Raw genomic sequence first — 23,577 nt, 5'->3', positions numbered from 1 at the left:
CAGAAATAAAATGACAACATATACAACAACGCAACTAGCATGCATGATTGATGTCAATCACAGCAATATCAAAACAGCATTGAAAATACAGATTAAATCAAGCTGGATTACAGCAGACGAGTTTAAATACATTGAGTCAAATGGGCGCAGATATTACGAGCTAACTAAATCAGCGGCATTAAAACTGGTAGTACAATTAAGACCAAAAATTGCTTATTTCATGCTCACTCAGAGTGACGATATAACATTGCATAATTTACAGGATATAAAATGAATACGACGATCACAGCCACGCTATCGGATGGCACAGAGAAAACGTTAACTACGACAGATATTAACATCACACGGCATAAACAACTCAATATGATTAAAGAAGTTGCTTTGAAATTAGGTGGTGAGGATGAGTTTTTACATATCACAACAATGAACGGCAGAGCCACTATCACGTTGTACGAGCGTTCAGATGTACAGGCGTTTCGTAACAGAATGATGCAGTACAACGTTATGAGTATTACAGCCAATAACGTAACGTTCACGCCTAATGATGGCCTTGCAACCCTCAACACATTTGCAAATAGTTTTACCAAAGAGCAAGCGATTCAAAAGGAATTTTTAAAGGCTAACAACTTACTAGCCACTGTAGAGCTAAATCGAGATGGTAGTTTTAAAAGCCTCACAGATTCGAATGGTCAATCAATTATCACTAAATCAAGTGAGATTATGATCCCATCATTTATGAGTGAGCTAAAACGGGCTGGCATTGATGCTAAAACGTTTACAGTCGCGCAGTCTCAGAAATTGGCGAGTACGTTGTTAGATTTTGTGGCTGCCACAGGCAAACATTTACAACAGAAACAACTATTAAAAACCTTCATCGCATACTTAAACAAATAAAAACAACAAATAAAACAGGAAAAATAAAATGAGCAATTTAGACAAATTCGTAGCAGATTATATTAACAATTTCGAATCCAGCGTTGAGAGCTACGAGCAATTTAAAAATGGTTATATTTCGAATATCGAAAACCGCGTTACAGAAGTTACATATTCACGAGTGACACCAGAAAATTTTGTAGAGAAGGCCGCAGAGCAACGCATTGAGTGTACCAACCCTAACTATGGCGAGGTATTAACTCACAAGATTATGATTACACTAAAGCATGCATTGAATAACTTTTTGTTTGTTGACCTCAAAACCATGTTTGAACAGGGGTATGAAATCGACGAGGCAACTAGTCGTTACCTACAATTAAAGCGCCCAGAAGCCTTATTTAAGGGCTTAGAAGAAGAGATTAAGGCTAAGTATAAAGTTTATGCTGATGCTGAATACACTCACCAACGTAACTCATATTTAGAGATGGCTAAAATTGAAAAATACGTGAGTATGCGCGAAGCTGAAGCAAAGGCGCTTGAAATCAAGGCCAAACAAACGGCATTAATTGATACTGTAAATAAACTCACATTGTCGGAGTCGTCGAGTGTCGAACATGCCATTGATGCAATGATTGCTGATTTAGAAACAGTTACTACTGCCCATATTCGTGAAAAGTTAAATCTAACTAGTGAAGATATCTCTGATAAAGCTATTAGTGATGTTTTAAAGCTAAGTGGCTTTACCAAAAAACGCACCAGTACGGGCAACGTTTGGAATAAATCCGCTCAATAACATATACAAATAAAAGGGGTGTTCATACGCCCCAAGCCCCCTATACACAACCCGCAGCAAGATGCGCGCCACTTTGTAACTTTAACGAAACATGGTATAATAGACATACAGGATGACAATCAGAAAATACTCCTTTTCTAGATCAAAAACTCTTCACCATAGTGATTGCTGCTAGCGTACACGCTCACCCGATACGCTGGCAGCTCCTATTATTAGTGTTTTCCGATTGTCATTTTGCCATGTATCTGGTTTTGTTATAGTTGTTCAAAAGGGGCGTCACTTAATTGTGTACGCCCTTTTTTATTGCCTAAAATTCGACGAGGAATACACCGAATCATGATTCTATATAAACAAAAAACTTTAGAGTTCATCAAAATTGACCCCCTAACATTTCAAATTGTAAAACGATTCGATATGCATACGTTTATTACAACAATTATTAAGAAACATTACCCCAATCAGAAGGTGAAATTCAGCGGTAAAAAGCCTTGCTTTGACTTACGCAGCTACATTCACACGCTATGCACCATCGTATAAACAAACTTAATAACTATAACTATAACCAACAGGACAACTAAAAAATGATGAATATATTCAATAAAACAAAAACTATCTCATGCGTAAACGATTTGATGAACCTAAAAACATATAAAAAAATGGGGGATGACAGCATCAAGCAAAACGGGGATTTATTATACAAATTACATGATCATAAATTCGATGTGTATGACCGTAAAACTCACGAATTAAAAGCTGAAATTAGCTACAGCTATTTAGAATTTAAACATGCATTCAATAGTTTTGAAAACTCAGGTTTACGGGTGGTAGATACACTGGAGGATGGTTCTATTTATGTGCTACGCACAGCAGATGGATTTTGGTCTATGGAGTACGACGATGCAGTACAAACAATTGTTATATACCCAAACCTTATAGATTGGTTTTCAGACAGAGATAAAGCTGATTTAGAGATGTATGTAACCGATTTAAGTGCGAGCGACCAAGCATTTATTGAAGCTCTCATTGATTCGTAAAACGGTGTATTCATGGATGATTTAACCCACCTAATTCTAATACCGCCCTCGTTAATCGTACTTATTTTACTCCTAGCCCTGTACTTAATTGCAGAGTTAAAACGAGTGCTGAGGGCGTACATAAACAAACTTAATAATAATAACAAAAAAGGTAAATAACATGGCAAAAGATTACATCGAAGAATATTTTGTAAAAGTCTCTATGGACAGTGAAAAGGCGATCCCCGATTTAAAGCGCACACTAGACAAATACGAACAAATGGTAAAAACCGCTAATCAGCGTATGAGGGGACTAGAACAAGCAACAACTGCAGCAGCTAAACGCACATCAAAGGCGCGTGAAAAGGGGTATACAAGCGAGCAGACACATCGCAATAAACAACTTTCGGATATGAGCAAATATTATAAACAATTAGAAAAACGCGCATCACTCGCACACAACACTACTGAGAATTTAAAAACAAACGCCAAATATAATAAACTCTCAATTTCTCAACAGGATGTTATAAACCGTAAATTAAAACAAGCTAGTGCTATATTAAACGAGACGGGAAATACTGACTTGTTTAAAGAAATTCGTAGAGATATGACAGTGATGCAACGCCAATCCAGCACCATTGCTAAGAACATGCAAAAGGCTGCAGACCAACGTTTACAAGCTCGTAACGATCTTAGGGATGCTGGGAGAACTGTCGGCAGAGCTGCATTGGTTGCTGGTACAGCTAGCGGAGTTGGGGCGGCTATTAGTACCAAAAAGCTTATCGAAATCGGTAAAGGTAACGATAAACTTATCACTTCTATGACCGAAACATTTGGTAAAGAAAAAGGCATGCTGTACCTCAAGGATATTCAAGATGAGATATCTAAACTAGGTGGTAGCATTGAAAACTCTATAGATGGTATGACTACAGCAATGCCTTTGTTATCCGCTAAAATGGGTGCTGACTCGGTATCATTCTATAAAGACATCATGCGTACGTTTGTAGCTAATAACGTTGAATCGAGTGAATATTCTGCAGCTCTAAAGCAGCTAAATCAAGCACAGACGGGCATAGTTAACTGGGAGGATTTTGACCAGCTTTCGGAGCGCCTCCCCTTATTTCGCTCGTTTTTCTCTGAACAGATATCGAAGCAATACGGAAAAACTGTCAAAGAACTCACCTCGAAGGGGCAGCTGACTACAGAAATGCTTAATGCTCAAATTAAGGCATATTCTAAATCGGCAAAGGTGGTTGGTTTAATCACAAAATCCCAAACAGGTATGGCGAAAAAACAAGTCGATATTCAAAACGCCATTTATAAAAGGTTTCTTGAGGTTTACAACGAGAACGGTGATGAGCTTAAAAAAGCTATGGATTCACTAACAGACGCAGTAAACAGCCCAGAAGGTAAACAAGCGTTTCGTGCATTAGCTAGCATGCTGTCGGGGGTTTATGACTCTACATCTAACCTAGTTAGATTTGCAGGTTCTCTAGCCTCTGAGGGTGATAATCTAATAGACTCTTTTAGTAAATTAGAGACTACAGCGAGTAAGGTTGTGGTGGCGCTGGCAGGTATGTATGCAGGTAAAAAAATCGTTGATGCTGGTGTATGGTTTACTAAACTATTTAAGAACTTAAAAACTGCTAATATGAATGTCGCTGCTGCAGTTGTTAATATTGTTGGTAAGGGTGGCGCTGGTTTAGGTGGAGGTGGTGGTACTAAAAACACAACCAAACCAAGTGCAATTAAAGCGGTTGCCAAGGGTGGCGGCGGGTTACTTGCTGGTAGTCTGGCATTCAGTAAATTAGCTGCCAAAGTGGCGGCTAGGGTGGCTGTACCTGCAGCGGGGGTTGCACTAACAGCATATGAGGTTAAATCATTTGCAGAGGCGCAGGGCAAGCACACGGGCGGCGTAATGGCTAATGGTATTTCTAGCCTAGTGCCTCTAGTATCCTCACTCACGAAATTTGCCAATAACTCAAAAGGGTTGTTGACAGACGCCAAAAATCATAATGATGTAATGCCCAAATGGTTAGAGAATTTTAAAAATAGTAAACTGGATGGTAATACACAGCCTGTATTTAAACCTGATATTCAAATATTGAATAATATGCGTAGCGATGTACAACCAATGCAGCATTTAAAAGGTGGTGATACTAACAACACTAACACATATAACGTTACAGTAAACGCAACGCCTCAAAGCGATGGTGGTGTTTCTGCATTAAATATTGCTGACAGTGTGCGCAATGAGTTGTATAAATTTAGTAACCAAACAAGAAACCGTTAATCATGTAGCATATTAATTAAGCCCCTTAATTGGGGCTTTTTTGTGCCTGTAATAAACCTACAATTTTACTAAAATCATATACAGCATCAAGCAAAACGGGGGGCGGTTTACTGTGGAAATATCTACAAAATATATCGGGGAGTGTATGACTTGAGAGGCAGTGTATAACCTACCATACATTGACCATTTATTAACCAGTTAAAGCTGTGTTGAAAATCTACGTGTTATCAACTCATACACTAATTAAGTGGGCACAATGACAGTGTATGCCTCTACGATGACCAAAAAGACGGTTTTACATGCCTATATATTAACCATATTTTAACCCACATAATGCCGTATTATCCGAATTATTGAGTATATAAAAATTTTAGGGTATAAGTTGCATTATGGGGGCGTATTCGCCTGGTGTGACATTTGAAATATCTATATAAAACAAGGGGTTTGCCGTGATTGGCGTTCAACACCCTGTACCCCGATTAGATACGGATTTTCGCTGTTTTTAAAATATCAAGCACTATCTATCAAATAAGTTTTTTTATTTACACCATCACCTCTTTATAAATTCCTGCCCACAATTTCCCCTCTGTATTTCTGTTTTAATATCCCCTCATTTGACTATAGTCCATAGCACCATATTTAAAACCACTTCTTTTAGGTGTTGACCAACTTAAAAGAGTCGATTATCATTAGGGTATACTAAAGAGGCGGTTTAAGGATTATTACAATGACAGATTATATTTACTCTCGTGTTTCTACTAAGGAACAAAACACCCAATCACAGGCTAATGAGCTATTAGAGTTGTACCCCAACGCAATTGTATTTGAAGAAAAGAAAAGCGCTAAGGCTATGGTAGACCGTCCTGTGTTTCAGGAACTGCTTGCCACTGTTAAAGCTGATGATAGAATCATTGTTCGTGAGCTATCACGTATAGGGCGCAATACAAAGCAGGTATTAGAGCTGTTTGAAGAATTAGAAGCTAAAAAAGTAGCAGTACATATAAAAGAGATGGATCTAGACTCTACGACCGCCACAGGTAAGATGGTATTAACTGTAATGGCTAGTGTATCTCAAATGGAAAGAGAGTTACTGTTAGAGCGCCAAAGAGCTGGTATTGAAGAAGCAAAGCAAGCAGGAAAGTATAAAGGTAAACAGCAATCCATCAAGACTATAAAAGCCTGTGATGAAGCTATCAACCTCATTACTAAAATGGGTTACTCTAAAATGAAAGCTGCTAAGGCCTCAGGGATATCTATTGCCACCTTATACCGCTATCTGAGTGCCGAGAATATAACCATATAACACACTGTATAATCCCCACATAGCCCTATTATAAAGGGCTTTGGACACAACCCCTTATTACACACTCCTATTGTTATCACCTGATAGTATATTACGTCCTCTATTACAAAACCCTCTCATACGCCCCGTATAACCTATGTACAGCGGTAAATCATATACACTCAATGCCATTGCATAAGGTTAATTTATAAAGCCTCAGATGTGCTTACACGGGCTGTATATGCTGGTGGAATAATACCCTTGCTAATTGTATGGTTATTACAATATTAGAATGTGCTAATGTACTAATACCCACAATATTAATATGGCTATTATATTATTTGTTACAAGCTATTTGTGCCCACCCACTTGTTACCACCTCTTTGTTACAACTATAACCCCCTCAAATACCCCTTGTGCCCCCAACGTGGGGCGTACACTCCCATTATCCACACAATCATATTACCCATAAGTAAACTTCTCAGGCAGCGTTACAGTGTGCCTAATTGGATGGTGGTAATATCATATATGCTTATAACTAAATGGTATATACAAGCTTGGTTATTGTTATAAAGGTTATATTGAATGGGGGTGTTATTTATGTACGGGTATATTTATTGGGGCGATAAGTTTTGATGCTTGGCATAGTGCCCCATAGGAATATTGCCCCATAAGTATATTGCTTAAAACTAGCCCTCTGTAACGCCCCTTGTAAGCATTGCTCATAATGTGAGTGTAAGCTGTGGGTGTGTTCAATTGGTGCAGTGTGACAGCGTTACAGGGGCGTAGAATTGGAATTGTGCAACTATTGCGTGTAAATGAGAATTGTTTTCATTTGATGGGGTTTTTGTGCTGGTAATGTGGGAGATGGGGATTGTGTTTTGTTAAGCAACATTACCCCGCAATACAACCTCCCCCCACTTATACACTTCATGCAAAAGGGTACACTCGTAAAAAGAGTTTTACCTCAATCTTACCTGCCTGTAACTAGGCATAATGATAACAATACAATTTAACCACATGTAGTGTCATGCCAATTATTAGGCACTATATATTGTGATTACATGAGTTTTTAGGCAAGGCGTGCTTATATAAAAAGCATTCAGAATTTATTTTTAAAATACATGAATTTAGTCGATCATTAGTTGATTTTTGTAAATTTTATATTAACCGAATGTTCGAGGGTTAATGCTTACTAACACAAATGTATTATCCCGACGTTATCCACACATAGGTGCAATTCTGTCCCTTGCAAAAAAACATGTACCACTATATCTTGTGGTTAGAAGCTTGGATGACACACTACATGTTGTGTTGTCTGGTGGAAACCTAGCACTATAACCGTAGATGAATATAGTGCTAGATAGTCACTTGCTGAGTTCAGTAAGCGCTTAGGTTTACAAGTCGAGCGTAACTGATTCTAAATCCCTCAGCAAGGTATGTTCAAAACTTTTTGGAGGGTTCAAAGTTGAAAATCAACTTTTCCTTAGAAATTTCAACCGTTGAAATAGTAAATTTTTTACAATTAATTATTTCAATAATTACTATGTTGTCGATGTAATTGCAAAGGGCTGATTTATTCAGCCCTTTTTATCTGATCCTATACCCCTGCAGGAAAGGGGGGTATATTTAAGCTTTACTTAATGCCGCTTGCTCTCTGTACCAGTCGGTTTTGTTCTTGTATACAGTCCCATCATCGCTAACATATCCAGTTAACAAAACTTCTTTGTCGAGCTGTTTCTCTATTTTGGCGGTTAGTTTCCTACCTGCGATTTTCTCAGCATCAAGTACAAATTGGTTTATGTGCGTCCCTATATCCCTCCTAGGTATCACTTCCTTAATGTAGCCTTTTTCAACAAGCCCATTGATATACTTTTTCACATTACGTCTGTCACTCCCGATCATTTCTTCAAGAGTCAACATTGAAGGGTGAATAGTGGGGTAGAAGTAAGCCAGCTTAACCAGCGTCCAATATTCCGATTGTGTCAAACCTAATTGCTGTGGTGAGCGGTGTATAAGCATCTTAGTAAGCTCATAGCTGTTTATATATCCTTTCATTGTATACCTGTTAATCAACTCTTTGTAGGGTGTAATATTACACATTAAGCTTTGTGTGGTCAATAATTTATGTGTAAGTTTATACCCTCAAGGGTGTAAATCCACTCTCCCTTCTCTATAAAGGAAAACAAGGAAAGTAAACAAAAGCTCACCCCTTAACAAAATCTGTGGATAACTCTCCCCACCTAAATGAATTATATGAATGAGTTGATCTATACCCTAAAGTGATCAATACTACACCCTGAATTATGGCTTTACTAAATCAACAACGGGATTATTTATGACCACTAAAACCATTCAACATAGTTATTCAACTGATTATCAAGTTTTAGCAAACATGGCGCTTAGGTGCCCTGATCAAATCTTGAGAACGACATTGTTTGAAGCTGCAAAAAGGGTTTATTTCAAAAGGGTTTATGGGGAAGGGGTTTTGTGAATATGCCTATAATAAGTGTGTATAACCCCCTGTATGGATGTTACAGGGGGTGTTTGTTACAGGTGTATAGTTTGTCAGGTAAGCCCTTATATACCCTTGGCGGTTGTTGTAAGTGCTACGTAGTTAATATTCCACAAGGTTAATCAAGCGCTGACTTTCTATCATGTCTATAGCTGTGTAATTTGCTGTAACAGTATGGTGACCATGACCTATAAGTTTGTATTTATGTTCGTCACTAGCTGCGCCTAGGGCTGATACAACGTTATGGCGGAAGCTATAGAGCACTAATAAGTTCCCATCACGATCTTTTGTTGGTATATCAAATTGTTCCCTAAAAAAATTGAAGTGTTTTGTTAGGTGCGGGCTTCCAAAATCAAATAGTTTGTTACTAGCTCTACTATCAACAAAATCTAGAAACCCATATTCCAGCAGCTTTTTATGCACTGGTATTTTTCTCCGTGCGTTTTTAGTTTTGCCGCTTAAAACTTGGATATAAACTATGTTTGTATCGAGGTCATTAATAATTTGTGAGCTGTCTAATGTTGTTACTTCATCATTACGCATGCCATGATATGCCATCATGAGTATTGCCCATGAGTAGGGGTGATCTAGATTATTGAAACAGTAATCTACAATGTTTTTAGCTTTGTCTTGAGGTAGTTTTGTCCTTTCATTACTTCGGTTTTTTGGAATAATAAGGTTAATATCGTCCTCGACGAATGGGTTTGTCTCAATGTACTTTTTACGTTTCGCCACAATAAAGATATCTTCGAGCAGAGTCTTATGTATTTTTAACTGGCCTTCACTGTAAAGCTCTTCATTTTCAATTGTTGGTAATCTATCTTCGTCAGTATCATAAATAAACGCCCATCGCTTTTCTCGCCTCTCTAGCCAAACCTCTTCTTTGGGCTTATCTAATATAGTTACATCAAAATGGTACTTTCCAGCATATTTAAGTTCTAGTTTCGGCAACCTACAGATTCTTGCCCATCGTTCTTCAATGACGTCTGAGGTTATTAAGTTTAAAGGCATACCCTTGAAAGCTACTAGTAGATCCTGTAAAGGGGCGTTTCTATTTTTGATGTACTTTGTAGATAACTGTTTACCTTCTCGTAAGTAGGTTATGAGGTCTTTCTCTATCTCGTCAAAAACTATCGAAGGTGTAACTTTTATCTGATGACCAAGCTCTTTATTTATAGAAGGGGCTGCTTGTTTTGGTAGTAGTTCCTTAAATTGGCTATGTAACTCACTAAGTTCGGCACGAGCTTTAATTGATGCGTTTTCATTATTAGCCTGTGCTATTTTCACAGCTTGATTACTGACCATATTATTTAGATAAGAGTATTTTTCTAAATAAATAGTGGGGTATTTGAATTCGTCAAAATATGTATGATCATTGATGTTCTCTCGTTCCTCGGTTTCAGAGTTAAAGCTAGTGAACTCCTGCGCCATAGGATCAGTTTTTGCTGTATTCTCAAGTTTAGCTGATAACCACTGTGCAAATGTTGAGTAATCAGTGCGAGTTTTATTAGAACCATCATCATAGTATGCATTTCTGATCCGTTTCTGCTCGATGTTATACCACTGTGTAAAATAGTTGCTGGCTGTATTCGATAGTGGTTCAGTTATTGCCTTACCAAGACGTGCAACCTCACTAACCTTGTTTGAGATAAGCACCTCTATAAACTCGTCTATATCTGATTTACTCATTATTACTCCCTTTTGTTTTGCTGTGTCCATGACACTTAATATATCAGATACCATCACCCTACAGGTACTAGGTGAATCTGTTTTTAATGATTTGCGATAAACCTTTTCAGATAAGCGGTAGTTGAAATGAAAAGTCTCATTTCTTCTAATTGTGTGTCGTATTGTGTCCAAAATTTGTATCCAAATGTGTGACACTTTAAGCTGCAATCATGTAAGTCATTGATATTAAAGGCAAAAAAAATCCCTCGTTAGAGGGATTTTGGGTAACTCAGCGCCATTGGCACTGGGAATGAGGTCGGTACAAGGTAAAGTTTAAACCTAGGGCTTAAAACACCATTTCTGGTACTTCACCGTCAACAAGTAATTTACCTGCTGTTTTACTAATAATTTCATCTACAGATACGCCCGGAGCGCGCTCTAACAGATGAAATGCGCCGTCTTTAACTTCTAGTACGGCTAAATCTGTAACTATTTTTTTAACGCAATTAACGCCGGTAAGCGGTAATGTGCAGGCCTCTAATAGCTTTGAGTCGCCATGCTTACTGGCGTGGGTCATGGTAACAATAATATTTTGCGCGCCTGCAACCAAGTCCATTGCGCCGCCCATGCCTTTAATTAACTTTTTAGGGATCATCCACGACGCTATGCTACCGTTTTGATCTACCTCAAAAGCGCCCAGAACTGTTAAGTCTACATGACCACCGCGTATCATGGCAAAACTATCTGCACTATTAAATATGGCTGCACCTTTTGCAGCTGTCACGGTTTCTTTACCCGCGTTAATCATATCGGCGTCTAGCTCTGCTTTAGTTGGGTATGGTCCCATGCCTAACAAGCCATTTTCGGACTGTAACATAACTTCAACATCGTCTGGAACATAGTTTGCGACGAGTGTCGGAATTCCTATGCCTAAATTAACGTAATAGCCATCTTTTAGCTCTTGTGCAACGCGCATTGCAACTTGTTCACGTGATAATGCCATAATATTAATGCTCCTGCTTAATCTCGTGTAGTAACACGCTCAATGCGTTTTTCAAAGTTGCCTTTAATAACGCGGTTTACATAAATGCCAGGGGTATGAATTTGGCTTGGCTCAAGTTCACCCGGCTCTACAATTTCTTCTACTTCGGCTACCGTAATTTTACCAGCAGTTGCGGCAAGTGGGTTAAAGTTCATTGCAGTGTGGCGAAACACTAAATTTCCGTAACGGTCGGCTTTCCATGCTTTAACAATAGCAAATTCACCGGTTATCGACTCTTCTAAAATATAAGGGCGACCATTAAATTCTTTTACATCTTTACCTTCGGCAACGGGCGTACCGTAACCTGTTGCGGTGTAAAACGCCGGAATACCTGCACCACCAGCACGCATTTTTTCTGCCAAAGTGCCTTGTGGTGTAAGCTCTACGTCAATTTCGCCACTGAGTAACTGTTGCTCAAATAGGGCATTTTCGCCAACGTATGAGGCAATTACTTTTTTAATTTGTTTGTCTTGTAATAAAATGCCCAAACCAAAGTCATCAACACCGCAGTTATTAGACACCACAGTTAGCTCTTTGGTTTTCATTTGCTTAATTTGTTTAATTAAGCCCTCAGGAATACCACATAAACCAAAACCACCGGCAATTACGGTATCGCCGTCTTTTAATCCTGCCATTGCAGCTTCGTAACTAGAAACTACCTTATCAAATCCGGCCATGAGTCACTCCTCATTGTGTGCTTAAATTGTTTAACTAACTATATGATAGTTAGTTTATAAATACTTTGTATAAAAATTATTTGGGATGTTATTTAGCATGCAATGCAATCGACACTTTACTTACGGGTTGTTTGCCAAGCGCTTTTGTTATTTGCCATCCTGCATCACTAAGCCTTTGTAAATCAATTGCGTGCTTAATGCCAAGCCCTTGCAGTAAGTAAACTACATCTTCGGTGGCAACATTTCCTGACGCCCCTTTAGCGTAAGGGCAACCACCAAGGCCTGCTACTGCCGCGTCAACCGTTGCTATACCTAAGTTTAGTGCCGCGTAAATATTTGTGAGCGCTTGGCCGTAAGTGTCATGAAAATGCACTGCAAGCTGCGACTTATCAATGTGCTGTAATAGCAAAGTAAGTAACTCAGTTACCTTTTTAGCTGTGCCTACACCTATGGTATCGCCAAGGCTTATTTCATAACAGCCTAGTGCGAGTAGCTTTTGGCTAACATAAAGTACAGCTTGAGGGTCTATTTCGCCTTCATACGGGCAACCTAAAACACAACTTACATAGCCGCGTACTTTAATGTTATGCGCTTTGGCAAACTCCATAACGTCGCTAAAACGCTCAATACTTTGCTCAATACTGCAGTTAATGTTTTTTTGACAAAACGATTCGCTAGCCGCTGTAAATATGGCAAATTCTTTAATTCCAGCGGCATGCGCAGCTTGTGCGCCTTTTAAGTTAGGGGTTAACGCACTTAAGTTTACATCGGGCAAATCAAGAGCTGATATCACATCAGCTGAGTCTGCCATTTGCGGCACCCATTTAGGGGATACAAACGCACCGGCTTCAATGTCTTTTAAACCCGCAGCAGCAAGCGCGTTAATAAGCGCTACTTTGTCGGCAGTGGTTACTGCTTTTTCGTTTTGTAGGCCATCGCGCGCGCCTACTTCAACAATACGTACTTTTTGCGGAAAAACGCTCATTATGCGCCTCCCTCAGCAGGGTCACTTGCAACTGTCGTATCTTCAACTATAGCCAGTAACGCGCCATGGCTTACTAGTTCACCTTCGGCAAAACAATAGCTTTGTAAAATACCATCGTGCGGGGCGTTGAGCGTATATTCCATTTTCATCGCTTCAATAATAACCACAGGGTCACCTTTGGTAATACTACTGCCAAGCTCAACTAAGTGTTTTACTACCGTACCATTAAGTGGCGCAGCTAAAGGCAGGGCATCACTTTGGTGATCGCTAATATAGTGCTTATTTACTAGCTCTAGGCGAGTTTGTAGTGCTTTGTGCATTACGGTGATCACGTTATTAACGCGACTTACGTGGGCTGTGTGTTTTTCACCGTTTATAAATACACTACAAAGGCCATTATTTAAACTGCCTTGAACATTAAATACGTGCTCATTATGGGTAATACTGTAGCCATTATTCGTTTTAACCGCATTAAGGGTTAAATCAACAAACGCAATTTTAACGCTTTGCGGTGCATTTAGAGCAAAGCCACTGAGTTGTTGCCAAGGGCTTGTATTTGGCGCTTCTTGAGTGCTAACTAGCTGCTCTAAATAAGTAAAGGCTGCAATAAGCTGGCTTGCTTGGCGCAGAGATTGATCAACCGCCACTAACGAATCGCCTTGCTCGGCAATAAAGTGAGTGCTAGGCGCGCCTTGTTTAAAGCTAGGGTGCACAGCTAAGTTATGTAAAAAGCCAATGTTAGTACTAAAGCCCGCTAAGTGAAATTGCTCAAGCGCGTGTTGTAAACGGCTCAGCGCTTGTTCGCGATTATCATCATGCACAATTAACTTGGCTATCATGGGGTCGTAATATGGGCTAATTTCGTCGCCGGCTGCAATGCCAGTATCAATGCGCACAAACTCACTGTTTAGCGGAGTATAAAGTGCTTCAATTGTGCCTGAGCACGGAATAAACTCATTAGCAGGGTCTTCAGCGTAAATACGCGCTTCAAAGCTGTGGCCTTGCAATTTAATATCAGCTTGTTTGAATGGCAGTGTTTGCCCGCCCGCAATATTAATTTGCCACGTAACTAAGTCAACACCAGTAACCATTTCGGTAACCGGGTGCTCTACTTGCAGACGCGTGTTCATTTCCATAAAGAAGAACTCATCGCCACACAGTAAAAACTCAACTGTACCTGCACCGCGATAGTTTATTGCAAGAGCGCAACGCACCGCGGCTTCACCCATTTCTTTGCGCAACTCGTCTGATAAACCCGGGGCAGGGGCTTCTTCAATTACTTTTTGATGACGACGTTGCAACGAGCAGTCACGATCGCCTAAATAAACACAGTTACCGTGGTTATCGGCAAACACTTGTACTTCTACGTGGCGTGGTTGGTTAACGTAACGCTCTAGCAATACAAGGTCATTACCAAAACCAGCAACGGCTTCACGCTGTGCGCCTTCAAGTGCGCTAATAAATTCATTAGCATTATTTACCACGCGCATGCCTTTACCACCGCCACCAAATGCTGCTTTGATCAGTACCGGGTAGCCAATTTTTTCGGCCTCTGCTTGTAAAAAGGCAGGATCTTGCTTGTCGCCATAATAACCAGGTACTAATGGCACATTAGCCGCGGCCATAATTTCTTTAGCACGCGTTTTAGAGCCCATAGCTTCAATGCTGCTTGCTGGTGGTCCAACAAATACAATATTATTTGCTTCACATGCGTTGGCAAACGTGCTGTTTTCAGACAAAAACCCATAACCAGGGTGAATACAATCTGCGCCGCTGTCTTTTGCTACTTGCAGTATTTTATCGGCAACTAAATACGAGTCTTTACTTGGCGCTGGGCCAATGTGGTAGGCTTCGTCAGCCATTTTTACATGCTGCGCGTGTTTATCAGCGTCTGAATACACAGCAACTGTGGTTAAGCCCATTAATTTAGCACTGCGCATTATTCTGCATGCTATTTCACCACGGTTAGCAATGAGTATTTTTTGTAATTTATTTACGTTCATAATTAATCCTACAGTTGCCATTGTGGTGGACGTTTGTCAAAAAAAGCGCTTAAGCCTTCTTGGCCTTCATCCGATACACGAATTTTGGCAATACGATGAGCGGTAAGCTCAATTAGCTCATCGGTTATTTCTTTATTTGCTACATCGTTAATAAGTGCTTTTGCCGCTTTTACTGCAACCGGGCCATTATCAATCAATGTTTGCAGCATAGCGTCGAGCGCACATTCTAAATTACCGGTTACTTGATGAATTAACCCAAGTTGCTTAGCGGTATGCGCATCAAACACCTCAGCAGTTAAAAAGTATCTACGCGCTGCACGTTCACCAATGGCTTTAATTACATAAGGGCTAATAACCGCAGGAATAAGCCCCAGCTTTACTTCGCTTAGGCAAAATTGTGCATTGTCTTGGCATATTGCAATGTCGCAACAGGCAATTAAACCTAAAGCGCCGCCAAACGCAGCGCCTTGCACGGCACAAATAGTAGGGTGCGGGCTTGTTGCTAACACTTGCATTAATTTAGCTAACTGCATTGAATCGGCTAAATTATCGTTAACATTGTTATCTGCCATCGATTTCATCCAGGCTAAATCGGCACCGGCTGAAAAATGTTTGCCCTCAGTTTTTAACACCAAGGCGCGAATATCGAGCGTATTAGCATGTTCAATACATTTTATAAGCTCTTGAATGACTTCGCTGTTAAATGCATTGCGTTTTTCGGGGCGGCTTAAAACGAGTACCGCCACATTTGATTTTGTTATTTGTAGAGTAACTGACATTTTACGCTCCGATTACATTCTAAATACGCCAAATTTCGACTCTTGCACTGGTGCATTACTAGCGGCACTTAAGGCAAGTCCTAAAACGCTACGTGTGTCGGCAGGATCAATAATGCCGTCATCCCATAAGCGGGCGCTGGCATAATACGGATGTCCTTGCTCTTCGTACTGATCAATAATTGGCTGTTTAAAGTCACTTACTTCTTGCTCGTTCATGCTTTGGCCTTTACGGGCTAAACCGTCTTGCTTAACTTGCGTCATTACACCGGCTGCTTGCTCGCCGCCCATTACAGAAATACGCGCATTGGGCCACATCCACATCATGGTAGGTTCAAATGCACGGCCACACATGCCGTAATTACCTGCGCCATATGAGCCACCAATCAGTACGGTAAATTTAGGCACATCGGCGCACGATACCGCCATAACCATTTTAGCGCCGTGTTTAGCTATACCTTCGGCTTCGTATTTTTTACCTACCATAAAGCCGGTTACGTTTTGTAAAAATACTAAAGGAATGTTGCGCTGCGTACATAGCTGAATAAAGTGCGCGCCTTTTTGCGCCGACTCACTAAACAAAATACCGTTGTTAGCGACTATGCCCACTGGGTGGCCATAAATACTCGCAAACCCCGTTACTAGGGTTTCGCCAAAGTAGCGTTTAAATTCGTCAAACGATGAGTCATCAACTGTGCGCGCTATTACTTCGCGTACATCAAATGGCTTTTTAAGATCGGTGCCAACAATGCCGTAAAGCTCGTTAATATCATAACGAGGTGCTTTAACTTCCTCTAGCAACGGCGCAGTAGGGCGGGTGTAATTAATACGCGCTATACATTGGCGCGCAATCGACAACGCATGTTCGTCATTTTGCGCGTAATGATCGGCAACCCCCGATGTTTTACAGTGCACGTCGGCACCACCAAGCTCTTCGGCGGTTACTACTTCACCGGTTGCAGCTTTAACAAGAGGCGGACCCGCTAAAAATATAGTGCCTTGATCTTTTACAATTATGCTTTCATCGGCCATGGCCGGTACATAGGCACCGCCTGCGGTACATAAACCCATAACCACAGCAATTTGTGGAATACCTTTACCCGACATACGGGCTTGGTTGTAAAATATACGGCCAAAATGCAGCTTATCTGGAAATACATCATCTTGCTCTGGCAAGTTTGCACCGCCCGAATCAACTAAATAAATGCAAGGTAAATGGCAACGTTCAGCAATATCTTGCGCGCGTAAATGCTTTTTAACCGTTAGCGGAAAGTAAGTACCGCCTTTAACCGTGGCATCGTTTGCAATAATCATGCATTCAACACCTTTAACACGGCCAATACCTGCTACTACACCGGCACACGCAATTTCTTGCTCGTAAACACCAAAGGCGGCAAATTGCGAAATTTCTAAAAATGGCGAACCTTCGTCAATTAAAGTGCTAATACGGTCGCGTACAAATAATTTACCGCGGCCTTCGTGGCGCTCTTTTAATGCAGCGCCGCCACCTTGGCTAATGGTTGCCACTTTATTACGTAAATCATCTACCAACGCCGACATATTTTTATGGTTTTGTACAAACGTTGGATCGTGAGGATTAACGCTCGATGTTAAAATCGTCATTATTTAATCCTTAACGGCTTTCAGTGAAAAGTTCGCGGCCAATTAGCATACGGCGTATTTCTGAGGTACCTGCACCAATTTCATATAATTTGGCGTCACGTAATAGGCGGCCCGTTGCGTATTCATTTATATAACCATTGCCACCTAAAATTTGAATGGCATCTAGCGCCATTTTAGTTGCCAGCTCGGCTGCATATAAAATAGCACCGGCAGCATCTTTACGGGTGGTTTCACCGCGATCACACGAGCGAGCCACTGTATATACATACGAGCGTGCGGCGTTCATTTGCGTATACATGTCGGCTACTTTACCTTGAATTAACTGAAACTGACCAATAGGCGTATCAAACTGTTTGCGCTCATGAATATAAGGTACAACAATATCCATACACGCTTGCATAATACCCAGTGGGCCTGCTGCAAGTACTACGCGCTCGTAGTCTAGGCCGCTCATTAATACCTTAACGCCTTCGTTTAAGTTACCTAAAATGTTTTCTTCGGGTACTTCGCAGTTTTCAAATACCAGTTCACAGGTATTTGAGCCACGCATACCAAGTTTGTCGAGCTTTTGCGCGGTTGAAAAACCAGGAAAGTCGCTCTCTACAATAAATGCAGTAATACCTTTTGCGCCGGCAGTTAAATCGGTTTTAGCGTAAATAACTAAAGTATGCGCATCTGGGCCATTGGTGATCCACATTTTATTACCGTTTAAAATGTACTTATCACCTTTTTTCTCGGCTTTAAGTTTCATTGAAACTACGTCTGAACCCGCATTTGGCTCGCTCATAGCAAGGGCACCAATGTGCTCACCGCTAATAAGCTTAGGCAAGTATTTTTCTTTTTGGGCTTGCGTGCCGTTACGATTAATTTGGTTTACACACAGGTTTGAATGCGCACCATAGCTTAGGCCAATAGAAGCACTTGCACGGCTAATTTCTTCCATGGCAATAACATGCTCTAAATAACCTAAACCAGCACCGCCAAATTCTTCAGCTACTGTCATTCCCAATAAACCCATTTCGCCCATTTGTGGCCAAAGTTGATTTGGGAAAGCGTTATCAAGGTCAGTTTTTTCGGCTAGTGGGGCAATTTCTTGGCTGGCAAAGCTGTTTACATGTCCGCGGATCATATCGGCGGTTTCGCCAAGGCCAAAGTTCATTTCTTTATATAGTGAAATAGTGCTCATGATTCATTCCTGTGTGATTGATTAAGTTAATACCGCGTATTACTCATCTATTTTATTAAGTGTGTCGCGGCAACGGCGCTCGGCTGTTACCAATTCCATAAGAACAACTTTAATGTCGTCCATTTGTTGTGATAGGTCGGCTTTTTTCTCGCTAATAAGGTCAAGCATAGTTACCAGCTGCTTAGCACTTGATTTGTCGGCGTCGTAAAGTTCAAACAAACGTCCTGTTTCTGCCAGCGTAAAACCTAAGCGTTTACCACGTAAAATTAATTTTAAGCGTACTTTATCGCGTTTAGAGTAAATACGGGTTTGGCCATTTCTACTTGGCGTAACAAGCCCTTGGTCTTCATAAAAGCGGATAGAGCGGGTGGTAATGTCAAACTCCTTTGCGAGTTCGCTAATACTAAAAGTTTGTTCATTATTGGCAGGCACAGTGGCCGACGTTGCAAAGCTTGATTGATTATCTGGTTTCATAATAGTGTTTTACCTCATTCGAATAACTCCAATATAAGTGAAGTTTACGTAAAGGTAAAGCAAGATGTTTGTGTAATACTTTAGACTAATGAAAATGGCGAGTAAACTTTCATTAAAGTTAGGCTTTAAAGCCTGCGCAGGCGTTTTTACTGAAGTGTAATGAAACATAATACAAATAAGTTTACAGTTTTTACAGTCAACTAAAAGTTGATTTTAGATTTACGTTGGCGTAAACGTAAATATTATGTATGCTCGTAAACAGATTATAAATAAATTGTTTGGTTCAGCGCATTAAATTGCACGGGGCCAATTACTAAATGGAGCCTTTTTATGACTACTGAAGCCGTTGTTATTGTAGCAGCAAAACGCACCCCAATGGGTGGATTTATGGGCGCACTTAATGATGCGCAATCAACTGAGCTGGGGGCAACCGCTATTGCTAGTGCATTGGCAGAAACAGGCCTAAGCACAGATGCTATTGATGAAGTAATTATGGGCTGTGTATTACCTGCTGGTGTAGGCCAAGCGCCTGCTCGTCAAGCAATGTTAAAAGCAGGCCTAGCACTTAGCACGGGCGCTACCACTATAAATAAAGTGTGTGGCTCTGGCTTAAAAGCGGCAATGTTGGCACATGATCTAATTAAAGCGGGCTCTATAAACTCAGCAGTGGCTGGTGGCATGGAAAGTATGAGTAATGCACCGTACTTTATTCCCAAAGCTCGCGGTGGTATGCGCATGGGGCATGGCGAAATTAAAGATCACATGATGAGCGATGGTCTTGAAGATGCTTACGACAACAAAGCTATGGGTTGTTTTGCACAAGACACCGCCGATGAATACGGTATAGGCCGTGAACAAATGGATAACTTTGCACTAAGCTCGCTTACCAAAGCAAAAGCCGCAATTGAAAACGGCAGCTTTAATAACGAAGTTGCACCGCACACTATGCAAACACGCAAAGGCGACGTTACCGTTGCCATTGACGAGCAACCAGGTAATGCCCGCCCAGAAAAAATTCCGAGCCTACGTGCTGCATTTAAAAAAGACGGCACTATTACAGCCGCTAACTCATCGTCAATTTCAGACGGTGGCGCAGCACTTATTTTAATGAGCGAGTCAAAAGCCAAAGAGCAGGGCTTAACCCCGCTTTGTAAAATTGTAGCGCACAGCACGCATTCTCAAAAACCAAGCGAATTTACAGTAGCGCCAGTGGGCGCAATGAACAAAGTACTAGAAAAAGCCGGTTGGACTACAGCCGATGTTGACCTGTGGGAAATTAACGAAGCGTTTGCCATGGTTACTATGCTTGCTATTAACGAGCTTAAACTAGATGAAAGCAAAGTAAACGTAAATGGCGGTGCTTGTGCATTGGGCCATCCAATTGGTGCAAGCGGCGCACGTATATTAGTAACGCTTATTCATGCACTTAAAAATCGCGGCCTTAAAAAAGGCGTAGCGTCTTTATGTATTGGTGGCGGTGAAGCCGTTGCCATGGCAGTAGAAGCACTTTAATTTTTTATCACAAAATAATAATCAATGCAGCGCTAATTATAATAATAAAGCTGCACTAACACTCTTATAAAACAGGATTTAATTATGCACCAAGTACCACTACTGATTAATGGCGAATTTATTCAATCAAGCTCAAAAGAACTTATTGACGTAATAAACCCAGCCAACCAAGAAGTGCTAGCCCAAGTACCTTGCACCACAGACGCAGAAATGGATGCAGCTATTGCCTCGGCTTCAGAAACGTTTAAAACGTGGAAAGATGTGCCAATTACTGAGCGCGCGCGCATTATGATGAAATACGCTGCGCTATTAAAAGAGCACCACGACGAGCTTGCCACTATTATTTGTCATGAGCTTGGTAAAACCTTTGAAGACGCTAAAGGCGATGTATGGCGTGGTATTGAAGTAGTTGAGCAAGCGGCTAACGCACCGTCATTAATGATGGGCGAAACCATGGAAAACGTAGCGCGTAAAATCGATACGTATTCTTACATGCAACCCTTAGGTGTGTGTGCGGGTATTACGCCGTTTAACTTTCCGGCAATGATCCCATTATGGATGTTTCCGCTGGCAATTGTGTGTGGTAACACCTTTATTTTAAAACCGTCTGAGCAAGATCCACTTACGCCAATGCGCTTAGCTGAGTTATTTATGGAAGCTGGCGCGCCAAAAGGCGTGTTACAAGTAGTACATGGTACAAAACCACAAGTAGATCGCATACTAGAGGACAAAGCAGTACGCGCTATTTCGTTTGTTGGCTCGTGTGGCGTTGGCGCTTATATTTATTCAAAAGGCACAGCAAATCTTAAACGCGTACAAGCGTGTGTGGGTGCTAAAAACCACATGGTTATTATGCCTGATGCCAGCAAATCGCATGTGGTAAATAACTTAGTTGGCGCGTCGGTTGGTGCCGCTGGTCAGCGTTGTATGGGTATTTCGGTTGCGGTATTTGTTGGCCAAGCAAAAGACTGGGTTGATGAAATTAAAGCGGGTTTTGAAGGTGTACGCCCAGGCATATGGGATGATGCAGGCGCAGCGTATGGTCCGCAAACATCACCGGCTGCAAAAGCACGTATTTTATCGCTTATTGCCGGTGGTAAAGAGCAAGGCGCTAAGTGTTTAATTGACGGCTCAAACTTTACGGTTGAAGGCTACGAGCAAGGTAACTGGGTAGGCCCAACCTTGTTTACCGATGTAACTAAAGACATGGACTTATATAAAGAAGAAATTTTTGGTCCCGTACTGGCGTGTATGTTTGTAGATACATTAGATGAAGCCATTGCGCTAATAAACGACAGCCCATACGGTAACGGCACATCGCTGTTTACCTCAAGCGGCGCAGTTGCACGTAAGTTCCAACACGAAATTGAAGTAGGCCAAGTAGGTATTAACGTGCCAATTCCGGTGCCACTGCCGTTCTTTTCGTTTACTGGTTGGAAAGGCTCGTTTTATGGCGACACTCACACTTACGGTAAGCAAGGTATTCGTTTTTATACCGAAACTAAAACCATTACTTCACGTTGGTTTGAAGACGACATAGCGTCGGGTCCAAATATGAGCATTAACTTAAAGTAATTACTCATAATAAATAGTTTATAAAAAGCATAATTAATAATAAAGAAGGGCACGAAGGTAACTCCTATTACCTTCGTTGCTCTTCACTAATCACCTAGACAACACATAACTAATTGAAGAGGTCTATATGGACTTTAATTTATCAGATGATCAGCAAGCATTTGCTCAAACAGCACGTCAGTTTGCTGACTCAGAACTCGCACCTTACGCTGCTAAGTGGGACCGCGAACATATTTTTCCTAAAGACACGATTAAAGCTGCAGGCGAACTAGGTTTTTGTGGCCTTTACACGCCAGAAGAAGCCGGTGGCCTTGGCTTATCGCGCTTAGATTCAAGCATTATTTTTGAACAACTTGCTATGGGCTGTACCGCAACTACCGCCATGTTAACCATACATAATATGGCCACTTGGATGGTAGCAAGCTTTGGTACTGACGCCGCTAAAGACAAATACTGCGAACAACTAGTTACTGGCGACTTACTGGCATCGTATTGTTTAACCGAGCCGGGCTCTGGTTCAGACGCCGCATCGCTAAAAACCAAAGCAGTACGCGATGGCGACGAATACGTAATTAACGGCTCAAAAATGTTTATTTCGGGCGCGGGCGAAACCGAAGTATTAGTCGTTATGGCGCGCACCGGATGCGATGGCCCTAAAGGTATTTCGGCCTTTATAGTACCTGCCGACGCTAAAGGTGTTGAATACGGTAAAGCCGAAGAAAAAATGGGCTGGAACGCACAACCTACACGCTTAATTAGTTTTGAAGATGTACGTATTCCGGCGCATAACTTATTAGGTGCAGAAGGCGAAGGTTTTAAATTTGCTATGCAAGGCCTTGATGGCGGGCGCATTAATATTGCAACCTGTTCAATTGGCACAGCGCAAGCGGCGCTTAATACGGCCCGCGAATATTTAAAAGAACGCACTCAGTTTGGTAAACCACTGGCCGCGTTTCAAGCGCTGCAGTTTAAAATTGCCGATATGAACACCGAGCTTGTAGCAGCGCGCCAAATGGTAAGGCTGGCTGCGTTTAAGCTTGATAATAACGACAGCGAAAAAACCACGTATTGTGCTATGGCAAAACGTTTTGCAACCGATGTGGGCTTTACCGTATGTAACGACGCCCTGCAAATTCATGGTGGTTATGGTTATATTAAAGAATACCCATTAGAGCGCCATGTACGTGATGTACGTGTACACCAAATTTTAGAAGGCACTAACGAAATTATGCGCGTTATTATAGCGCGTCGTATTTTAGCAGAGTCAGCCAGCGAAGTTTTATAAGG

The 23,577-nt window shown here is 41.2% G+C and carries 19 protein-coding genes; 9 read left to right on the top strand and 10 right to left on the bottom strand.

Translation table 11 applies throughout. The features are described from left to right. The first annotated feature begins 10 nt into the window (after positions 1 to 10). From I6F41_RS10495 to I6F41_RS10470, 6 genes are all read left to right on the top strand, one after another. Positions 11 to 274 (top strand): hypothetical protein, encoded by a 264-nt coding sequence (locus I6F41_RS10495; RefSeq protein WP_197108355.1) that lies wholly within the window; start codon positions 11 to 13, stop codon positions 272 to 274. Further along, positions 271 to 894, top strand: a complete 624-nt coding sequence (locus I6F41_RS10490; RefSeq protein WP_197108354.1) for a hypothetical protein — start codon at positions 271 to 273, stop codon at positions 892 to 894. Before I6F41_RS10495 ends, I6F41_RS10490 begins: the two co-directional genes overlap by 4 nt. Before the next feature lie 28 nt (positions 895 to 922). After that, a complete protein-coding gene (locus I6F41_RS10485; protein ID WP_197108353.1) occupies positions 923 to 1,666 on the top strand; it encodes a hypothetical protein in 744 nt (247 codons plus the stop codon). Positions 1,667 to 2,247: 581 nt separating this feature from the next. Further along, positions 2,248 to 2,700 carry a hypothetical protein gene (locus I6F41_RS10480; protein ID WP_197108352.1) on the top strand — a complete coding sequence of 151 codons (453 nt, stop codon included), beginning with the start codon at positions 2,248 to 2,250 and terminating at the stop codon, positions 2,698 to 2,700. A 160-nt stretch (positions 2,701 to 2,860) separates the two neighbouring features. After that, positions 2,861 to 4,972 carry a hypothetical protein gene (locus tag I6F41_RS10475; RefSeq protein ID WP_197108351.1) on the top strand — a complete coding sequence of 704 codons (2,112 nt, stop codon included), beginning with the start codon at positions 2,861 to 2,863 and terminating at the stop codon, positions 4,970 to 4,972. A 727-nt stretch (positions 4,973 to 5,699) separates the two neighbouring features. Continuing rightward, positions 5,700 to 6,275, top strand: a complete 576-nt coding sequence (locus tag I6F41_RS10470) for a recombinase family protein (protein ID WP_197108350.1) — start codon at positions 5,700 to 5,702, stop codon at positions 6,273 to 6,275. 1,608 nt (positions 6,276 to 7,883) lie between these two features. Here I6F41_RS10470 and I6F41_RS10465 read toward each other — a convergent pair. From I6F41_RS10465 to I6F41_RS10420, 10 genes are all read right to left on the bottom strand, one after another. After that, complete coding sequence (locus I6F41_RS10465; protein ID WP_197108349.1) at positions 7,884 to 8,312, bottom strand: hypothetical protein; 429 nt, start codon at positions 8,310 to 8,312, stop codon at positions 7,884 to 7,886. A 559-nt stretch (positions 8,313 to 8,871) separates the two neighbouring features. After that, positions 8,872 to 10,458, bottom strand: a complete 1,587-nt coding sequence (locus I6F41_RS10460) for a hypothetical protein (RefSeq protein WP_197108348.1) — start codon at positions 10,456 to 10,458, stop codon at positions 8,872 to 8,874. A 325-nt stretch (positions 10,459 to 10,783) separates the two neighbouring features. Continuing rightward, entirely contained in the window at positions 10,784 to 11,440 is a 657-nt protein-coding gene (locus tag I6F41_RS10455) for a 3-oxoacid CoA-transferase subunit B (RefSeq protein WP_197108346.1), read from the bottom strand. A gap of 17 nt (positions 11,441 to 11,457) precedes the next feature. Next, positions 11,458 to 12,156: a CoA transferase subunit A gene (locus tag I6F41_RS10450; RefSeq protein WP_011328127.1), complete on the bottom strand. Its 699-nt coding sequence runs from the start codon at positions 12,154 to 12,156 to the stop codon at positions 11,458 to 11,460. An 88-nt stretch (positions 12,157 to 12,244) separates the two neighbouring features. Beyond that, positions 12,245 to 13,141 carry a hydroxymethylglutaryl-CoA lyase gene (locus I6F41_RS10445; RefSeq protein ID WP_197108344.1) on the bottom strand — a complete coding sequence of 299 codons (897 nt, stop codon included), beginning with the start codon at positions 13,139 to 13,141 and terminating at the stop codon, positions 12,245 to 12,247. Then, the gene (locus tag I6F41_RS10440) at positions 13,141 to 15,144 is read right to left on the bottom strand and encodes an acetyl/propionyl/methylcrotonyl-CoA carboxylase subunit alpha (protein ID WP_197108343.1); all 2,004 of its coding nucleotides are present in this window, start codon (positions 15,142 to 15,144) and stop codon (positions 13,141 to 13,143) included. The genes I6F41_RS10445 and I6F41_RS10440 overlap by 1 nt, the downstream gene beginning before the upstream one ends. Before the next feature lie 8 nt (positions 15,145 to 15,152). Beyond that, positions 15,153 to 15,923 (bottom strand): enoyl-CoA hydratase/isomerase family protein, encoded by a 771-nt coding sequence (locus I6F41_RS10435; protein ID WP_011328130.1) that lies wholly within the window; start codon positions 15,921 to 15,923, stop codon positions 15,153 to 15,155. 12 nt (positions 15,924 to 15,935) lie between these two features. Further along, positions 15,936 to 17,543 carry a carboxyl transferase domain-containing protein gene (locus I6F41_RS10430; RefSeq protein ID WP_182677685.1) on the bottom strand — a complete coding sequence of 536 codons (1,608 nt, stop codon included), beginning with the start codon at positions 17,541 to 17,543 and terminating at the stop codon, positions 15,936 to 15,938. Between the two features lie 10 nt (positions 17,544 to 17,553). Next, complete coding sequence (locus tag I6F41_RS10425; protein ID WP_011328132.1) at positions 17,554 to 18,729, bottom strand: isovaleryl-CoA dehydrogenase; 1,176 nt, start codon at positions 18,727 to 18,729, stop codon at positions 17,554 to 17,556. A gap of 39 nt (positions 18,730 to 18,768) precedes the next feature. Beyond that, positions 18,769 to 19,203 (bottom strand): MerR family transcriptional regulator, encoded by a 435-nt coding sequence (locus tag I6F41_RS10420; protein ID WP_182677687.1) that lies wholly within the window; start codon positions 19,201 to 19,203, stop codon positions 18,769 to 18,771. A gap of 330 nt (positions 19,204 to 19,533) precedes the next feature. Here I6F41_RS10420 and I6F41_RS10415 point away from each other — a divergent pair, with 330 nt between their 5' ends. From I6F41_RS10415 to I6F41_RS10405, 3 genes are all read left to right on the top strand, one after another. After that, positions 19,534 to 20,715 carry a thiolase family protein gene (locus I6F41_RS10415; protein WP_182677689.1) on the top strand — a complete coding sequence of 394 codons (1,182 nt, stop codon included), beginning with the start codon at positions 19,534 to 19,536 and terminating at the stop codon, positions 20,713 to 20,715. 84 nt (positions 20,716 to 20,799) lie between these two features. Beyond that, complete coding sequence (locus I6F41_RS10410; protein WP_197108342.1) at positions 20,800 to 22,290, top strand: CoA-acylating methylmalonate-semialdehyde dehydrogenase; 1,491 nt, start codon at positions 20,800 to 20,802, stop codon at positions 22,288 to 22,290. Positions 22,291 to 22,417: 127 nt separating this feature from the next. Next, on the top strand, positions 22,418 to 23,575 hold the full coding sequence (locus I6F41_RS10405; RefSeq protein WP_011328136.1) for an acyl-CoA dehydrogenase family protein: 1,158 nt from the start codon (positions 22,418 to 22,420) through the stop codon (positions 23,573 to 23,575). Positions 23,576 to 23,577 lie beyond the last annotated feature (2 nt).

The organism is Pseudoalteromonas sp. SCQQ13, from assembly GCF_015864415.1.
Classification (GTDB): Bacteria; Pseudomonadota; Gammaproteobacteria; order Enterobacterales; family Alteromonadaceae; genus Pseudoalteromonas; species Pseudoalteromonas nigrifaciens.
Note: the sequence above shows the minus strand (reverse complement) of the source record. Positions and strands in the feature narration are given on the sequence as shown.